Here is a 17,218-nt window from a genome sequence, read left to right on the forward strand (position 1 = left end):
TGTTCTGCTGTCGCCGTGTGGGCGGGTCGTCGTGATGCGGGTCGTCGTGTGCGGGTGCGGTGCGCGGGTGCGGTGCGGTGCGGGTGCGGGTGCGGGTGCGGTGTGTGCCGGTGCGGTGCGCGGGTGCGGGTGCGGTGTGTGCCGGTGCGGTGTGTGCCGGTGTTTTGTGTTGTGCCCGCCATTCAACACCCGCGGGGGCCGCGGCCCCCACGACCGGCCGAGCCCCTTGCGGTCCCGCCTCCGGTGGGGCCCCTCCCACGACACGGCCCCGCGCCCTTGTCGGGCACGGGGCATCCCGTACGGCAGCGGGGCCTACAACCGGCTGCGGTAGTCCAGGGCGTAGGCCAGCTTGCCGGGCTCGTCGGCCGAAAGGGGCTCGCCGAGCTTCTCGAACTCGCCGTCGTCCGCGTCCTCGCCGTCGTTCCAGTCGTCGAGCCGGCCGAGCTCCTCCGCGGTGCGGCCGTCCGCGATGACGGTGTCCTCGTCCGTGTCGGTCATCGCCTCGGAGGCGTCCCGCACCGCGTCCAGGTAGGAGTCGTGGTCGGTGAGGTCGTAGTCGTCGAGGTCCACCCGGCCGCGCAGCCAGCTGCCCCACAGGAACTCCAGGAACTCCGCGGCGTCGTCGGGTGCGGTGTAGCCGATGTCGCGGGTGAAGTAGACGAGGCTGCGGTACCGGTCGTCGTGGAAGCCGGCGAGGCCCAGGTGCTGCGGGAGCTGGGCGGGGGTGATGGGGTCGTCGTTCTCGTCGCGCAGCCAGACCCAGTCGTGGTCCTCCATGGCGGCCCAGAACTGGTCCTGTGTGAGGGAGCTGAGGTTCGCCGCCACCTTCAGCCGGATGTGCATGTCCGGGCCGCCGTCGGGGGTTTCGAGGAAGGACGTCAGGGAGTGGTGGCCGTCCGTGAGGTACAGGGCGCCGCCGGGGCCTATGACGACCGTCTTCATCTCGGCGAGGGTGTCGTCGGTCTCCTCGCCGACCGGTACCTCGCAGGTGAAGCTGGACGGGTCGGAGAGCCGGGCCCCGGACGGCACCTTGTCCGCCTTGTCCTGGCCGTTGGTCTCGCAGTAGTCGTCGAAGCGCTTGTTGACGTCGCCGTTCCGCTCGTCCTTGTCGCTGCCGTACCGGTCGAGCTTGTAGTAGATCTGGTCGAAGCCCAGCGTCGCCTGGGTCGGGTGCAGTTCGCCGAGGGTGGCGTCGACGAGGTCGCCGGCCGCCGCGCACAGCCGTGTGCCGGCGCGGCCCGCGCAGTCGGCGGCGGCGCCCGCCGCCCCGGTGCCGGCCGCCGCGGTGCCGGTGAGCGCGGTGCCCAGCAGCAGCGTGCCCGCGGCCAGCGGTCCGGCCAGGCGCAGCGCGCGCCGCGCCGGGCGCGGGCGCCCGGCGCCTGGGCGCGGGGCCGGGGACGCCATGGAGGTCTGGTGGGTCGTGCGAACCGCAGCGGTCATCGGGTCTCCTGGTAGTGGGGGGTCGCAGTGCCGGCGAGGGCGTACTGCGCTCCGGCGCCCGCACACTTACCCGTCCGTGTGCGGCGGAACGGTGATGGGCGGGCGTCGCGCCGGGAGCGTACCGGTGAACTTGTGGTGCGGGACCCCTGGCGGAGCGGGCGAACGCCGGAGGCCGGGTGCCACGCCCCGTCCCCGGGGTGCGGCACCCGGCCTCCGGCCGGTCGAGTGTCAGCGGCTGTAGCGCATCAGCGCGCGCACCATGTGGCAGGTGGTGTCCGACGGCGGGTGGATTCCGATCAGCGCGGCGGTGCTGCGGATGCGGTTGTTGTGCGCCTGCTGCGGCATCCAGACGCCGGAGTCGAGCAGCGCGATGGCCAGACGCATGGCCTTCAGACGGCGGTTGTGCGTGATGTACCACTCGCGGGGGCGGCCCGGGGGCAGCTTCTTCTTCTCCAGCGGTGTGTACGGCAGGTCGAACAGCGTGGGCTTGGACGTGACTGCGGCAGCGGGCACAGACATCCTCCTGTCGCGATCAGGGGCCCCGTCACTCCGATCGGAACCCCTCGAACACTGCCTCAATTCTACTGCGCCGCACTGACAAAGCCGCTGGCCACAAGGGGAGTTGTACACTTTCCCGCCATTCGAACAGAGCGGCCGGGGCGGCCCTGCGCGCGGGGCGTGCGCGGGGCGGTGTGACGAGATGCCGTATCGAGGTGTGAGACCGTGCGCGGGGACCCTGCTCCCGCCGGGAGTCATCTGCTTCAATGAGTGCATGACAGGCTTCCGGGACACCGCGACGGGTCGCGACGACCTCGAGCCCTTCTGGCCGTCCCGTCAGGACCACGACTTCGACCGGGTGTGTTGCCGCGCATGGCATGCGCGGGCCTTCTGAAGCCGTCCATCCCCGGCCTTCGGCCAGCGCGCACGACGTATGTCCTTCGACGACCTCTCGCGCGAAAGAGCTGACCTCCCATGGCACACACCCGTACGTTCCCCGCTGCGGCCCCCGCCGCGGCCCCCACCTCCTCCCCCGCCCCGGCCCCGGCTCCGTCCCAGGGCTCGACGCGGCACCGGCTGCGCGCCGTGGACCGCGACGAGGTGGTGGACGTCGCCGACTTCCTGCCGCCCGGCGCCACCTGGCTGCCCGCCCCGCCGCACACCCTGCCCGCCCTCCCCGGCCGGCCCCCCATGGTCGGCTACCTGGTGCTCGTTCCCGCCGACCGGCACCCCCTGCTGCCCGGTGCGCCGGCCGCCGCGGCCGAGCCTGCCGAGCCCACCGCGGGCGGCGCGGGCGACGCCACCGCCGGAGACGCACTGGTGCACATCGACACGGCCCGCCGCACCGCCGACGTCGACGGGCGCCCCCTGGACCTGACCTACCTGGAGTTCGAGCTGCTGGCGCACCTGGTGGCCCATCCGCACCGGGTGCACACCCGCGACCAGCTCGTCACCACCGTCTGGGGCTACGGACACGTCGGCGACGGACGCACGGTCGACGTCCACATCGCCCGTCTGCGCCGCAAGCTGGGCGCCGAGCACCGCCGGGCGATCCAGACCGTGCGCCGGGTCGGGTACAAGTACGTGCCGCCGGCGGGCCGTTGAACCGCGCCGGCTGAGCCGCCCCCGCCTGGACCCGTGGTGCCCGGGCCTCGGCTGCGGCCTCCGTGGTGGTGCCGGGTACACCCCGGCCGGGGCCGACCGGGCCGAGACTCCCCACCGGGCCGAGACTCCCCACCGGGACCGTGGCGACGCGCGGGTTTCGCTGTGGCCTGCCGCGCGGTTCCCCGCGCCCCTGAGGGAGGCGGGGGCGGGCCTGGGCCGTCGGGGTGACAGGCCCGATGGCTCCGCACGCCCCGTTGCCGCCCGGCCGTCCGGTCATTAGCGTGCGCTCAGCATCACGTCATGTCACCGGATCATCACAGTGGGGGGCCATCCATGGCTGTTTCCTCGGGTTCGCCGCTGCGACCGACCCGGCGGGCACTGCTGTCCGCCGCCGGCGCGCTCGGCACCGGTGCCGCGCTGGTCCCCCACGCCGCCGCGGCGAGTCCCCCGCCGGCCGCCCCGCCGCGCGCGGGCGGAGACGGGGCGGCCGCCGCCGACGCCCTGCGCCGGCTGCTGCCGGAGCACGCGGGGCAGTTCCGGCTGCGGAACCTGCCGGCGGCCGACGGCGGGGAACGCTTCCGGGTCACCGGCACCGCCGGGCGCATCACGGTCTCCGGCACCAGCCCGGCCGTGCAGCTCGCCGGTGTGCACTGGTACCTGAAGTACGTCTGCGGGGTGCACCTGACCTGGAACGGCAGCCAGCTCGGCCTGCCCGCCACGCTCCCCGCGCCGGCCCGGCCGCTGGAGCGCGGCACCGCCCTGCCGCACCGCTTCGTGCTCAACGACACCAACGACGGCTACACCGCCCCGTACGCCGACTGGCCGTACTGGGAGCGCATGATCGACATCCTGGCGCTGCACGGCTGCAACGAGGTGATGGTCATCGCGGGCACCGAGGCCGTCTACCACCGCACCCTGCGGGAGTTCGGCTACGGCGACGAGGAGGCCCGCGCCTGGCTGCCCGCGCCCTCGCACCAGCCGTGGTGGCTGCTGCAGAACCTCTCCGGGTACGGCGGGCCGCTCTCCGGGGAGCTGATCGCCGAGCGGGCCCGGCTCGGCCGGCGGATCGCGGACCGGCTGCGCGAGCTGGGCATGGCGCCCGTGCTGCCCGGCTACTACGGGCACGTACCCACCGGGTTCGTGGCGCGGGCCGGCGGTGACGCGCACGTCGTCCCGCAGGGCGTCTGGCACGGCTTCGAGCGGCCCGACTGGCTGGACCCGCGCACCGACGCGTTCGCCCGGGTCGCCGCGGCCTTCTACCGCCACCAGGAGGACGTCTTCGGTCCCGCGCGGCACTTCAAGATGGACCTGCTGCACGAGGGCGGCACCGCGGGCGACGTGCCCGTGCCGGACGCCGCGCGCGGCGTGCAGCGCGCGCTGCGCACCGCGCACCCGGACGCGACGTGGGTGATCCTCGGCTGGGAGGCCAACCCGCTGCCGGAGCTGCTGGACGCGGTCGACAGACAGCGGATGCTGATCGTGGACGGCGTCTCGGACCGGTACACGAGCGTCACCGACCGCGAGAAGGACTGGGGCGGCACGCCCTACGCGTTCGGTACGATCCCCAACTTCGGCGGCCGCACCACGCTCGGCGCGCGCACCCACGTCTGGACGGAGAAGTTCTTCGCCTGGCGCGACAAGCCGGGCAGCGCGCTCGCCGGTACCGCCTACCTGCCGGAGGCCACCGACCGGGACCCGGCCGCGTTCGAGTTCTTCTCGGAACTGGCGTGGACCCCACAGGCACTCGACGACGACGCCCGTGCCGCCTGGTTCGCCGGGTACGCCGACTTCCGGTACGGGACGTGCGACGCGGGCGCGCGCGACGCCTGGCGGGCGCTGCACGACACCGCGTACCAGCAGCATGCCGTGCAGCGCAGCGACACGCACGACTCCCTCTTCGCGGCCCGTCCCGACCTGGCGGCCAACCGCGCCGCGGAGTACGCGCCGAGCGCCCTCACCTACGACCCGGGCCGCTTCGACGCGGCGCTCACCGGCCTGCTGGCGGTGGCCGAGCCGCTGCGCGGCAGCGCCGCCTACGGCTACGACCTGGCCGACGTGGCGCGCCAGGCGCTGGAGCACCGCAGCCGCCAGTACCTGCCGCTGCTGAAGGCCGCGTACGACCGCGGCGACCGGGACACGTTCGGCAGGCTCAGCACGCTCTGGCTGACGCTGATGCGGCTCGCCGACGACATGGCGGGCACCCACCCGGCGTTCCTGCTCGGCCCGTGGGTGCACGACGCACGGCGGCTCGCGACCAACGACGCGGAGCGCGCCGAGTTCGAGCGCACCGCGAAGGTGCTCCTCACGGTCTGGGGCGGCCGCGCCACCTCGGACCCCGGGGTGCTGCACGACTACGCCAACCGCACCTGGCACGGCCTCGTCGCCGACTTCTACCTGCCGCGCTGGCGGAAGTGGCTGGAGGAGCTGGAGGACGCGCTCGCGACGGGGCGCGCGCCGGCGGCCGTGGACTGGTTCGCGTTCGAGGAGCCGTGGACCCGGGAGCGCAGGGACTATCCGCTGCGGCCGGTCGGCGACCCGTACCGCACGGCGCGCCGGGTCCGCGACGTGCTCGCCGCCGCGCCGTACCAGGGCGCGCTGGAGGCGGCCGCGGAGCCGCCGGTGCTCGCGCCGGGCGGGCACGGCAGGCTGTCGGCCGTCTTCGGCAACGTCAACGGCCTGCGCGCCACCGGCCCCGTCGACCTCGCGCTGACCGGTCTCGACGCCGTGCCCGAGACGGGCACCTCACTGCCCGGCGTGCCGGCCGCGGGCAACGGCACGGTCTCCTGGCGGGTCGCCGCCCCCGCCGCCCCGCTCGACCGCCCGCTCAGACCGCTGCCGTACACGCTCGCGGTGACCTACGGGCCGCGGGGCGCGGACCGCGTGACCGACACCCGGCAGGGCATCCTCTACGAGGGCGGGCCGCTCGGCGCGGGCTGGCGGACGGTCAGCACCAACGACGCGGTCTTCGGGCAGCTCGGCGAGCGGTGCGCGATCGACGGGGCCGGGGCCGACCTGTGGAAGGGCACCAGCCAGTTCGGCGCGCTCTACCGCGAGGGGGTGCTCCGCGACGGCGTCTCGGTCCTGCTCCGGGTGGACGCCCAGGCGGCCACGGGTCCCTGGGCGCGCGCCGGCATCATCGCCCGCGACTCCCTGGCGACGGCGGGCTCCGCCGGCTTCCTGAACCTGGCGGTCACCCCGTCCAACGGCGTCGTCCTCTCCCACGACGCCACCGGCGACGGCACCGTGGACACCTATGTGCGCCTCACCGGCATCAAGGCCCCGGTCCTGCTCCGCCTCACCCGCACCGGGCCGTCCTTCACCGGCGCCTGCTCCACGGACGACGGCACCTCCTGGCGGACGGTCGGCACGGTCACCCCGCCGGGCGCGGCGGCGGCCCAGGACGCGGGGGCGTTCATGACGGCGGCGAGCGGGGGCAGCGGGACGCGCGGCCTGGTGGAGTTCAGCGCCTGGCACCTCGCCTAGCGCCGTCCGCCGACCATGTTCCGTCTGAGGGAAGCCACAGCGGTGGCGGGAACCTTCAGACACACTTCGGTGCCCCTACCGCGAAGGGCACCATCAAGGGGGGCGGGGAACTGCGCGCGCAACCACGACGAGACCCGCGCATCGCCACCGGCCCGGAGGGGCAGCCCCTGCCGGGGGCAGCCGCTGTCGGGGGCAGCCGCTGTCGGACGCAGCCCCTGCCGGGGCAGCCGCTGCCGGGGACAGGCCACCGGCCGGTGCCCCCATCGGCGCCGGGAAGGGTGACCAACGACGCCCCGGCTCGTTCTGGTGGGCGTGCACCCACCGGACGTCGACGCCAGCCCCGACAGGGAACTCGCCGGGGCCACGCTCCCGGAGCACTACCCCCGGCTGACCCGCCTGGCGTACCTCCTGTTGTCCCCGGCGCTCACGGACGTCCGAAGGACCAGGACCGCCCACGCCCTCGTGCAGCGCGCCCTGCCCCGCACCCCGCCCGCCGAGGATCCACCGCCGGCTCCGGTGCCGCGCCCCGCCGCCGCTCCTGAGACGGCCCCGGACGCCGGGCCCCTGTACGGCGCTCCCCCGGACGCCGGGCCCGCGTACGCCGACGTCCGCATCCGGCTGGTCAGGGACGCGCTGCGCACGGGACAGCGGCGCGGTGGGTTGCCGGGGCGCCCGGCGTGGGCGCCGGTGCTGCCGGTGTTCTGGGGCCTTCGGCTGGTGCCGCGCGGCACAGGCGGTGCCGAACGCGCCCTCGACGAGCGGCTGTCCGCGCTGCCACCCGCCGCACGCGCCGCCTTCGTCCTGCGCTCCCTGGAGCGGCTGACCGAGGACGAGACCCGCGAGGTGCTCGCGGCCGCGGGGGTCCGCGACCCGGACGGCGCGCTCACCGCGGCCACCCAGGCGGCGGTCCCCGGCGAGCGGACGGCGGAGCTGCTGCGCTCCCCCGCCTTCGACCCCTGCACGCTCACGGCGCGGCCCACGGACCTGCCGCGCCGCAGGCAGCACCTGAAGGCGGCGCTGGTGACGGCCGCCGCCGCGCTGGTCTGCGGCACCCTGCTGGTGCCCCCGGGTGGCGGCTGGGGACCCGAGGGGCCGGCGGCGCCCCCGTACGCGCGCAACCCCGACGCCCAGGCGGCCCTGGACCCGGCCCGCCTCGTCAGGGTCCCGCCGGGAGCCTGGCAGGCGGCCGCCCGTACCGACTTCTCGGTGTGGCCGGCGCGCGGCGGCCTCACCGACGACCGGGCGCTGCTGCGCCGGGCGCTCGCGGTGTGGGCGCGGCCCGGCCCCCGGGTGCGGGTGTCGGCGACGCCCGGCACGCCGGCCGGTGCTCCGCCCGGACCCGCCCAGCTCCTGTACGCGGGCGAGGTGGACCGCGCTCGGGTGGTGCTGTTCCACGACGGGCTGCGGATCGTGCGCTACGCCGAACCGGCCGAGGGCACCGGCGGCGCCCTGCTGGACCTGGCCCGGGTGGACGGGGCGGGCGCCGCGGACTCATCGGCCGTGGTCGTCGACCGGGTGGACGGCAACATCCGCTACCTGACCGCGCCGTGGGTGCGCCGCGCCGCGGTACGCGACCTGCTGCGGCCCGAGGAGCCGCCGGCCGTCCTGCAGCGCGACGCGGCCGGGGTCACGGAGCCGGTGCCGGGCCCCGCGCGCAACGGTCCCTGCCGCGCATGGCGGGCGCTCGAAGTCACCGCGCCCCACGCCGCCGGGACCACGGGCACCACCGGCGGCACCGCCGGCGCCACCCGTGTGCTGTCGGACCTCGGCGAGCTGACCCCGGCGCACCTCACCGCAGGCCGCCCGGACGCCCCGCACGAGGCGACGGACCCCGGCGCGGCGGCGGACTTCGCGCGCATCGGCTGCTTGCTGACCACACTGCGCGACCAGGGCGTGCGGTCCGTGCACTCGTGGCGGTACGCCGGGCAGCGGCTGCCGGAGGGGGGCGGCACCGCGGCGTGGCTGTGCGTCAGGGCGGAGACGTGGCGGGGCGCGGGCGGTGTGGTGCAGGCGCAGTTCCGGGCGCCGGGCCGGGCGGCCGGCACGGTGGTGGCCGAGGTCCGGAACTCCCCCGCCTGCGGCCCTCGCCAACCCCGGCTGCTCGCGGGCGTGCTGTGGCGTGCCCCGTCCGGCGGCTGGTACCTGCTGGCCGCGGGCACCGGCGACGTCGCCTCGGTGACGGCCTCCGGGTCGGTGCGGGGCAGCGATCGGGGTCCACTGCTCGCGCTGCCCGCGCGGAAGGGCGTCCGTCCCGGTCTGCGGGGGCGGTTGGCGGACGGCACGCCCGTCGCTCCGCTGGGGTGAGCCCCGGCCGCACACAGCCGGTGAGATGGCCGGGATGTGTCGGCTGAAATGTGCTCGGTAAGGTGTTCGTATGACGACCGGGGTGCGCCGCAGGATGGGAGTCGAGGAACGGCGGCAGCAGTTGATCGGGGTCGCGCTCGACCTGTTCAGCCGCCGCTCGCCCGAAGAGGTCTCCATCGACGAGATAGCGGCCGCGGCCGGCATTTCGCGCCCGCTGGTCTACCACTACTTCCCGGGCAAACTCAGCCTGTACGAGGCGGCGTTGCAGCGCGCGGCGGACGACCTGGCCGAGCGGTTCGTGGAGCCGTGTCAGGGCCCCCTCGGGGTGCGGCTGCTGCGGGTGATGGGGCGGTTCTTCGACTTCGTCGAGGAGCGCGGGCCCGGCTTCGCCGCACTGATGCGGGGCGGCCCGGCGGCCGGCTCCGCGGCGAACGGTGCCGCGGCCGGCTCGTCGGCCACCGCTGCCGTGGCCGACTCGGTGCGGCAGGCCGCGTACGAGCAGATCCTGGTGCACCTGGGCATCCCGCAGCCGCCGGCCAGGCTCGAACTCGTCGTGCGCTCATGGATCTCGCTGGCCGAGTCCACGGCCCTGCTCTGGCTGGACGGGCCGGGAGCCCCCGCCACACCGGCAGGGCAGCGGGGGAGGATCCCGCGGGCCGAGCTGGAGCGGCAGCTCGTGGGCGACTTCGGGGCGCTGGTGGCGGTGAGCGCCGCGTACGACGACGAGATGGCGGCCCTGCTGGGCCGGCTGCTCGCGGACGAGCCGGCCGACGGGCCGCTCCGCCGGCTCGTCGGCCGGCTGACGGCGGTGCTGCCGTCGTCGTCCGCCGCCGCGTGCGCCGCCACCGCCTGAGCCGCCACCGCCTGATGAGGACGGCGGACGGCCGGACCCGGGCAATGGGGGCGCCCGGGTCCGGCCGCGGGGGCGCTCAGCAGGAGCGGGCGCCGGTGTGCAGGGCGAGGGCGGTGTTGCCGCCGAGCGTGGCCGTGAACCGCCCCGAGGAGTCGACGGTGACGCCGGTGCCGTTCTGGACGTCGCAGTACTGTCCGGCGGGCAGGGACGTCTGGAACGTCCGCGTCAGCGCCGAGGACTCGTGGTTGATCACCACGAAGCCCTTGGCGCCCCGGCCGAACGCGATGGCGTTGTTGCCGTTGTCCCACCAGTCGGTGACCGGCTCGTCCCCCACGGTGTTCCGGAAGGCGACCATGCTCTGGATCTCCGGCCAGTGGTGCTGGCACGTCCAGCCGTCCGCGTAACAGGCGTGCACGGTACCGCCGTTCGGCGGGCCCGCGTCGTTGTCGCTGAACTCGTAGCCGGAGTGCACGTCGGGCGCGCCGTAGGGCCAGGCCAGCATGAAGACGTTGGCCAGGGTGTAGTTCGCGCCGTCCTTGTAGGTGAGGGTGGAGCCGTTGCGCTCGGTGTCCCAGTTGTCGACGAAGACACCGGCCTGGCCGCCGGGCAGGTAGCCCCAGTCCTCGCCGAAGTTGTTCAGGTACGCCAGCTTCTCGCCGGTGAAGACCCGCTTGAGGTCGCGGCCGTAGCGGAACTCCTGCACATCGCCGTTGCGCAGGTACTCGTCGGGCTGGACGGCCTCTCCGGCGCCCTGGATGACCTCCTGCTTGATGTACACATCCGGGTTGGTGAGCTGGGACTTGACGGCGGCGATGTCCTCGGTGGGGATGTGCTTGGCCCCGTCGACGCGGAAGCCGTCGACGCCGAGGGAGAGCAGGTCGTTCAGGTACTGGGCGAGGCGGCCGCGCACATAGGGCTCGCCCGTGTCCAGGTCGGCCAGACCGACCAGTTCGCAGTGCTGGACGTTCCACCGGTCGGCGTAGTCGGTCACCTGGGAGGTGCAGTCGTCCATGTCCTGGGGCTGGTAGATGCCGGGGTAGGTGTACTTGGTGTACGAGGAGCCGCCGGTGCCGGTGCCCGAGCCGGCGGACATGTGGTTGACGACGGCGTCCGCGACGACCTTCACGCCCGCCGCGTGACAGGTGTCGATCATGTTCTTGAAGGCGGTGCGGTCGCCGAGCCGCCCGGCGATCCGGTAGCTGACGGGCTGGTACGAGGTCCACCACTGGCTGCCCTGGATGTGCTCGGTGGCCGGGGACACCTCCACGAATCCGTAGCCGGCCGGGCCCAGGGTCCGGGTGCACTCCCTGGCGACCGAGGCGTAGCTCCACTCGAACAGCTCGGCGGTGACGTCCTTGGTGCCCGGCGGAGCGGCGTCCGCGGCGCCGGGCGGGACGAGCAGCGCGGCCGTCGCGCCCACCACGACGGCGAGCACTGCGGCCAGGTTTCTGCCGGCCATGGTTCCTCCTGCACGAGGGGTGCGGGCCGCACGGCAAGCCGTGCGGGTGAGGTCGGGTGTGGTGCGGGGTGTGACGTGCCGGGTCGGGACCGCACAGACAACGCGCCATGCCCGTAAGGCCGCTGAAGGTTCTTGCAGCAAGCCGTCAACCGGCCGCCGCACCGGAGACCGTACGAGCGTCTTACGAGCCGGTCAACCCTTGGCACAGCGGCAGTTGGAGGAGACCATCGGGCTGCAAGGCCTTTCGCAGTCACTTTCAGCAGTGCTGACTTCTCCGCGACTTGGGTCCGGCCGGCCGGCGGTCCCGGCCGCCCCGCGGCGGGACCGCACGCGCCCGGCCGGCCGGGCCGGTCAGGGGTGCGCGGGGGCGGATGTGCGGGGCCGGACCGCGGTCCCGGGCCGGGTCCGTGGGCCGGGGTCCGCGGACCGGGCACCCGGATGCCGGCGGCGCGCCGACGCGGCTGCGGGGCGCGGGCCGGGGCCGCGCATACGGCGGCGGCCCGCGGACCCGGGGTTCGCGGGCCGCCGCCGCTGGGGTGCCGGCCGGTCAGCCGGTGGTCCACCAGGCCGTCGTGTCGCCCGGCAGCAGTGCCGTGCCGTCCCCGGCCACGGCGATCGCGTCGGCCGAGCTGGAGAGCAGGAGCCGCCCGTGGGCGGGGACGCGGACCGGCGCGCCGGTGGTGTTCGCGGTGCAGACGAAGCGTTCGCCGCCGTCCTGCCCGGCCGGTGTCCTGCGGAACACCAGCGTGCCCCCGGGCCCCGGCAGCCACTCGACCGCGTCGCCCGCGCCGAGCGCCGGGTGGGCCCGGCGGGCCGCGAGCGCCGCGCGGTACAGCTCCAGGGTGGAGCCGGGCACCCCGGTCTGGGCCTGGACGCTGAAGGCCCCCCAGCCGGCGGGCTGGGGCAGCCAGGAGCCGCCGTCGCCGAAGCCGTACGAGGGCCCGCCCGTGGTCCACGGGACGGGCACCCGGCAGCCGTCGCGGAAGCCGTCCTGGCCGGCCGCGCGGAAGAACGACGGGTCCTGCCTGGCCTCGTCGGGCAGGTCCACGACGTCCGGCAGGCCCAGCTCCTCGCCCTGGTAGACATAGGCGGAGCCGGGCAGCGCCAGCATCAGCAGGGTGGCGGCGCGCGCCCTGCGCAGCCCGAGCACCGGGTCGCCCGGCGTGCGCAACTGGGTGCCGAGGCCCGGCGGATTGCCGTAGCGGGTGGCGTGCCGGGTGACGTCGTGATTGGAGAGCACCCAGGTGGCGGGGGCGCCGACCGGGCGCATGGCGTCGAGCGAGCGGTCGATGATCTCACGCAGCTCCTTCGCGTCCCAGTAGGCGCTCAGGTACTGGAAGTTGAAGGCCTGGTGGAGCTCGTCGGGACGTACGTAACGGGCGGTGCGCTCGACCGTCGGCGTCCACGCCTCGGCCACGAAGATCCGCCCGCCCTCCCCCACTGCCTGGACGGGGCGGGAGGTGGCCCCAGCCGACCACCGCCCTTTTGAGGAAGGCCCTCCGGGCTTCTCTTCGTACTCGTCCAGGATGCGCCGCCAGGCGCGGTAGATCTCGTGCACGCCGTCCTGGTCGAAGAACGGCATCGTGTCGTTGCCGAGCAGCTTCAGCTGGTCGTGGACGCCGAGGTCGGGCAGCCCCGCGGCCTTCACCAGACCGTGGGCCACGTCGATGCGGAAACCGTCCACGCCCATGTCCAGCCAGAACCGCAGGATGGAGCGGAACTCGTCGCCCACGGCCGGGTGGTCCCAGTTGAAGTCGGGCTGCTCGGGCGCGAACAGGTGCAGGTACCACTCGCCGGGGGTGCCGTCCGGCTCGGTGACCCGGGTCCAGGCGGGGCCGCCGAAGATGGACTCCCAGTCGTTCGGCGGCAGTTCGCCGTGCGCGCCCTTGCCGGGACGGAAGTGGTAGCGCCGCCTGAGCGGCGAGCCCGGTCCCTCGGCGACGGCCCGCCTGAACCACTCGTGCCGGTCGGAGGAGTGGTTGGGCACGATGTCGACGATGACGCGCAGACCCAGGGCGTGGGCGTCGCGGATCACCGCCTCGGCGTCGTGCAGGGTGCCGAACATGGGGTCGACGGCCCGGTAGTCGGCGACGTCGTAGCCGGCGTCGGCCTGTGGCGAGGCGTAGAACGGGCTGAGCCACACCGCGTCGACGCCCAGGTCACGCAGGTACGTCAGCCGGGAGCGGACCCCTGGGAGGTCGCCCATGCCGTCGGCGTTGCCGTCGGCGAAGCTGCGGGGGTAGACCTGGTAGATCACCGCGTCACGCCACCAGTCGCGGTGCGTGGCGCCGGCGGTGGGCGCGATGGCGGCACGCGTGGTCCCGGCGGATGCGGCGATGGTGCCGGTGGGCGCGGGGGCCGCGGTGCGCGCCTGGGCGGGGATGGCCGACGGGGCGGCGAGGGGCGACGGGGCTGCGGTGGGCGGCTGGTCGGGGACGGGCGGCTGGCCGGCGGTGTGCGGCTGGCCGGCGGTGTGCGGCTGGTCGGCGGTGTGCTGACTCATGGCTTCCTCGATCGGGCGTCCGGTGGGCTTGCGTCGGTGATCGGATGGGTGCGTGCAGGACGGCGGCGCACGGGCGCGGTTCGGCATCGGCGCTGGTCAGCCCTTGGTGCCGCCCGCGGTGAGGCCGGTCACCAGGTTCTTCTGCACCAGGTAGAAGAGGACGGAGACCGGGACGGCGATCAGTACGGCGGTGGCCGCCATGTAGTTCCACTGGGCGTCGTGCTCGCTGATGAAGCTCTGCAGGCCGACGGCGAAGGTGTACTTCTGGTCGTCCAGCATGAACGTGGACGCGAAGGCCACCTCGCCCCAGGCGGTGATGCAGGTGTAGAAGGCGGCGACGGCGAGCCCGGGCCGGGCGAGCGGCAGGATCAGCCGCCAGAACGTGCCGAAGGGCGTCAGCCCGTCCACGCGCCCCGCCTCGTCGATCTCGGCTGGAATGGTGTCGAAGTAGCCCTTGAGCAGCCAGGCGCTGTAGGGCACGGCGGTGGAGCAGTAGACGAGGATCAGGGCGCCGTAGGTGTCGATGAGCCCCAGGTCCGCGAGGATCACGTACATCGGCACGATGAGGACGGCGACCGGGAACATCTGGGTGACCAGCAGCGCCCACATCAGCTTCCGGTGCCCGGGGAAGCGCATCCGGGAGACCGCGTAGCCGGTGGTGGCGGCGGACAGCACGCCGACCACCGTGGTGCCGAGCGAGACGATGAGGGTGCTCTCCAGCCAGCGGAAGAAGTTCGTGTGCGCCAGCACGAACGCGTAGTTGGAGAGCGTCGCCTTGCCCGGGATGCCGCCGGGGTGCAGGTAGTCGTTCTTGTCCGGGCCGAGCGACAGGTAGACGAGCCAGCCGACCGGGAAGACCGCGATCACGCTGCACACGGCGAGCACCCCGTGCGAGAGCACGGACGCGGGCCGGCTGCGCCTGCCGCGCCGCCGGGGGTGCGCCCGCCCGGCGGCGCCCGTGCGGTGCGCCGGTGCGGAAGGCGTCGCGGGGCCGGCCCCGGGGGCCTGGGCGGGGGCCTGGGCGGGGGCCTGGGCGGGGGCCGGTGGCGTACGGGGCGTACTCATGGGTCGGGCTCCTGCGTCAGACGGCGAGCTGCTCATGGCGGGCCAGCCAGCGGCGGTAGACGGACGTGAAGACGATCAGGATCGACAGCAGCAGCACGCCGTAGGCGGCGGACTGCGCGTAGTCGCGGGGCTGCTGGCCGAAGCCGAGCCGGTAGGCCCAGGTGACGAGGATCTGGGCGTCCGGGCCGCCGTTCATGCCGAACAGCAGGTAGATGATGGCGAACTGGTTGAAGGTCCAGATGACGCCGAGCAGCACCACGGTGGAGCCGACCGAGCTCAGCCCGGGCAGCGTGACGTGCCGGAAGCGCTGCCAGGGGCCCGCGCCGTCCATCTCCGCGGCCTCGTAGAGCGCCGGATCGATCGCCTGGAGGCCGCCGAGCAGCGAGACCATCATGAACGGCACGCCGCACCAGGTGTTCACGAGCACCGCGGCGGCACGCTGGAAGAGGGTGCTCTCCAGCCACTGCGGCTGCGGCAGGTGCAGCGCGCCGAGCACCGAGTTGACCAGCCCGGAGTCGGCCAGCATGATCCGCCAGGAGAAGACGGTGACGAACGTCGGCACGGCCCACGGCAGGATCAGCAGCATCCGGTAGACGGTGCGGCCGCGCAGCTTCTGGTCGAGCAGCAGCGCGAGCCCGAGGCCGATCACGTAGTGCAGGGTCACGCAGACCACCGTCCAGACGACGGTCCAGATGAAGTGGGACCAGAACCGGTCCCAGGCGGTCGGGCCCCACAGGATGTCGGCGTAGTTGTGCAGTCCGACGAACCGGTAGGTGGCGTCGATGTGGTTGACGCCGATCGTGCGGGCCGAGTTGAGGCTGTTGGCGTCGGTGAGGGTCAGGTAGAGACCGCGCACCAGCGGATAGCCCACCAGGGCGCCGAGCACGACGACGACCGGGGCGACCATCGCGTACGCGTACCAGTGGGCGCGGTACGAGTGCTTCAGGCGCGCGAGAAGGCCGGGGCGCGGCGGGCGGCCCGCGCCGCGGCCGCCTTCCGCTGCCGCGCTCTGGGCGGCGACTGTCATGGCGTTGCACCTTCCGGGAGTCGGCCCCGCCCCGGCCCGGGAGCGGCGCGGGGGTGCCGGACCCGCCCGCCCCCCCGTGCGGGCGGACCCGGCGGCTCGGCGTCCGGCTCGGCGTCCGGCTGGGGGTCACGTGCTGGAGGTCCTGCTGAGGGGGTCAGTTGCTGGCGGTCATGTGCGGCGACGGGTCGTGTGCCGGGCGGTCACTTGCCGAAGCCGGGCAGCAGCTTGGCCATGGCGAGCTCGGCGTTGCCGAGCCCCTTGTCCAGGGACTCCCTGCCGCCGGCGATCTTCGGCAGCTCGCTGTCGAGCGGGGTCCACAGGGAGCTGTACTCGGGCAGGGCGGGACGCGGGCGTGCGGTGCCCAGTACCTTCTGGAAGCCGGCGAGGCCCGGGTCGGCGGTGACCCGCGCGGTGTAGGCGTCCTGGCGGGTCGGCAGGGTGGAGTTCTTGAGCGCGATCTCCTCCTGTGCCGCCTTCGACGTCATGAACTTCACGAACGCCAGCGCCGCCTTCTGGTGGGCCGCGTCGGAGCCGGCGTAGACGGAGAGGTTGTGGCCGCCGGTCGGGGCGCCTGGTTCACCGGTGGAGCCGGTGGGGACGGGCGCGATGCCGAGGTTGCCCTTGTCCTCGAAGGCGGAGCCCTTGTAGAAGTTGGTGATCTCCCAGGGCCCCTGGATGATCGCGGCGACCTTGCCGCTGCCGAACGCGTCCTGCTGGTGGGCGTACGCGTCGGCGGTGGTGTCCGCCTTGTGCAGGCCCTTGCCGTCGAAGAGGCCCTGCCAGGTCTTGAAGGCCCGGACCGCGGACGCGCCCCGTACGGTGATCTTCCTGGCGCCGGCGTCGACGGTGTCCGTGCCCTCGCCGTACAGGAAGGGCTGGGCGTAGTAGCCGGCGGTGGAGCCCCAGTAGCCGTCGGCGCCGGTCTTCTCCGCGACCTCGGCGGCGTCGGCCTTGAGCTCGGTCCAGTCGGCGGGCGGCCGGGCGATGCCGGCCTTCTCGAAGAGGTCCTTGTTGTAGACCAGCGCCAGGGTGTCGGTGACCAGCGGCACGCCGTACGTCCTGCCCTGGTACCGGGCCTGCTTGATGAGGTTGGGCTCGAAGTCGCCCTGCTCGGCGAGGGCCTCGGTGCCGTCCAGCGGCAGCAGGTAGCCCTGCTTGGCGAAGGCGGGCGTCCAGCCGACCTCGGTGCGCAGCACGTCGGGGGCGCCCTTGCTGCCCGCCGCGGTGTCGAACTTGTTCTGCGCCTGGTCGAACGGGACGTTGACGTAGGTGACCTTGATGTCGGGGTTGGCCTTCTCGAACTTCTTGACCAGGGCCCGGTACGTGGGCGCCTCGTTGGTGGCGTTGGAGGTGTCCCACCAGGTGATGGTGGTCGGTCCCGAACTGCCGCTGTCGCCGTCGCCGCCGCAGGCCGTCGCCGCGAGCGCGAGGGACGCCACCAGTGCGGTGGTCGCTATGCCACGCCGCATGAGATCTCCTTGA

11 protein-coding genes are annotated in these 17,218 nt (G+C 74.2%); 4 read left to right on the forward strand and 7 right to left on the reverse strand.

The annotated features are described in order from the left end of the window. Positions 1–312: 312 nt before the first annotated feature. On the reverse strand, positions 313–1,440 hold the full coding sequence (locus tag ACSMXW_RS07000; RefSeq protein WP_485804601.1) for a ParB-like protein: 1,128 nt from the start codon (positions 1,438–1,440) through the stop codon (positions 313–315). Between the two features lie 228 nt (positions 1,441–1,668). Further along, positions 1,669–1,959, reverse strand: coding sequence for a hypothetical protein (locus ACSMXW_RS07005; protein WP_485804602.1), 291 nt, complete (start codon positions 1,957–1,959; stop codon positions 1,669–1,671). 453 nt (positions 1,960–2,412) lie between these two features. Between ACSMXW_RS07005 and ACSMXW_RS07010 the strand changes: the two genes are divergently transcribed. The 4 genes from ACSMXW_RS07010 to ACSMXW_RS07025 all read left to right on the forward strand — a co-directional run bounded on the left by ACSMXW_RS07010 (position 2,413) and on the right by ACSMXW_RS07025 (position 9,682). Then, a complete protein-coding gene (locus tag ACSMXW_RS07010) occupies positions 2,413–3,042 on the forward strand; it encodes a winged helix-turn-helix domain-containing protein (protein WP_485804603.1) in 630 nt (209 codons plus the stop codon). 333 nt (positions 3,043–3,375) lie between these two features. Continuing rightward, positions 3,376–6,525, forward strand: coding sequence for an alpha-N-acetylglucosaminidase (locus ACSMXW_RS07015; RefSeq protein ID WP_485804604.1), 3,150 nt, complete (start codon positions 3,376–3,378; stop codon positions 6,523–6,525). Positions 6,526–6,837: 312 nt separating this feature from the next. Beyond that, complete coding sequence (locus ACSMXW_RS07020) at positions 6,838–8,829, forward strand: hypothetical protein (protein ID WP_485804605.1); 1,992 nt, start codon at positions 6,838–6,840, stop codon at positions 8,827–8,829. Between the two features lie 70 nt (positions 8,830–8,899). Continuing rightward, positions 8,900–9,682, forward strand: coding sequence for a TetR/AcrR family transcriptional regulator (locus tag ACSMXW_RS07025; RefSeq protein WP_485804606.1), 783 nt, complete (start codon positions 8,900–8,902; stop codon positions 9,680–9,682). Positions 9,683–9,758: 76 nt separating this feature from the next. Here ACSMXW_RS07025 and ACSMXW_RS07030 read toward each other — a convergent pair whose 3' ends face one another. The 5 genes from ACSMXW_RS07030 to ACSMXW_RS07050 all read right to left on the reverse strand — a co-directional run bounded on the left by ACSMXW_RS07030 (position 9,759) and on the right by ACSMXW_RS07050 (position 17,205). Further along, positions 9,759–11,141, reverse strand: a complete 1,383-nt coding sequence (locus ACSMXW_RS07030; RefSeq protein ID WP_485804607.1) for an alpha-amylase — start codon at positions 11,139–11,141, stop codon at positions 9,759–9,761. A 547-nt stretch (positions 11,142–11,688) separates the two neighbouring features. Further along, a complete protein-coding gene (locus ACSMXW_RS07035; RefSeq protein WP_485804608.1) occupies positions 11,689–13,644 on the reverse strand; it encodes a glycoside hydrolase family 13 protein in 1,956 nt (651 codons plus the stop codon). 96 nt (positions 13,645–13,740) lie between these two features. Then, positions 13,741–14,709, reverse strand: coding sequence for a sugar ABC transporter permease (locus tag ACSMXW_RS07040; RefSeq protein WP_485804609.1), 969 nt, complete (start codon positions 14,707–14,709; stop codon positions 13,741–13,743). A 16-nt stretch (positions 14,710–14,725) separates the two neighbouring features. Next, positions 14,726–15,736, reverse strand: a complete 1,011-nt coding sequence (locus tag ACSMXW_RS07045; protein ID WP_485804610.1) for a carbohydrate ABC transporter permease — start codon at positions 15,734–15,736, stop codon at positions 14,726–14,728. A gap of 200 nt (positions 15,737–15,936) precedes the next feature. After that, positions 15,937–17,205, reverse strand: coding sequence for an extracellular solute-binding protein (locus ACSMXW_RS07050; protein ID WP_485804611.1), 1,269 nt, complete (start codon positions 17,203–17,205; stop codon positions 15,937–15,939). Between the last annotated feature and the right edge of the window lie 13 nt (positions 17,206–17,218).

The sequence above is a fragment of the Streptomyces sp. DSM 116793 genome (assembly GCF_057320905.1).

Coding starts and splice junctions, on each gene's coding strand:
- ACSMXW_RS07035 (WP_485804608.1), bottom strand. CDS start 13,644: ATGAGTCAGCACACCGCCGACCAGCCGCACACCGCCGGCCAGCCGCAC.
- ACSMXW_RS07005 (WP_485804602.1), bottom strand. CDS start 1,959: ATGTCTGTGCCCGCTGCCGCAGTCACGTCCAAGCCCACGCTGTTCGAC.
- ACSMXW_RS07015 (WP_485804604.1), top strand. CDS start 3,376: ATGGCTGTTTCCTCGGGTTCGCCGCTGCGACCGACCCGGCGGGCACTG.
- ACSMXW_RS07010 (WP_485804603.1), top strand. CDS start 2,413: ATGGCACACACCCGTACGTTCCCCGCTGCGGCCCCCGCCGCGGCCCCC.
- ACSMXW_RS07030 (WP_485804607.1), bottom strand. CDS start 11,141: ATGGCCGGCAGAAACCTGGCCGCAGTGCTCGCCGTCGTGGTGGGCGCG.
- ACSMXW_RS07025 (WP_485804606.1), top strand. CDS start 8,900: ATGACGACCGGGGTGCGCCGCAGGATGGGAGTCGAGGAACGGCGGCAG.
- ACSMXW_RS07050 (WP_485804611.1), bottom strand. CDS start 17,205: ATGCGGCGTGGCATAGCGACCACCGCACTGGTGGCGTCCCTCGCGCTC.
- ACSMXW_RS07045 (WP_485804610.1), bottom strand. CDS start 15,736: ATGACAGTCGCCGCCCAGAGCGCGGCAGCGGAAGGCGGCCGCGGCGCG.
- ACSMXW_RS07000 (WP_485804601.1), bottom strand. CDS start 1,440: ATGACCGCTGCGGTTCGCACGACCCACCAGACCTCCATGGCGTCCCCG.
- ACSMXW_RS07040 (WP_485804609.1), bottom strand. CDS start 14,709: ATGAGTACGCCCCGTACGCCACCGGCCCCCGCCCAGGCCCCCGCCCAG.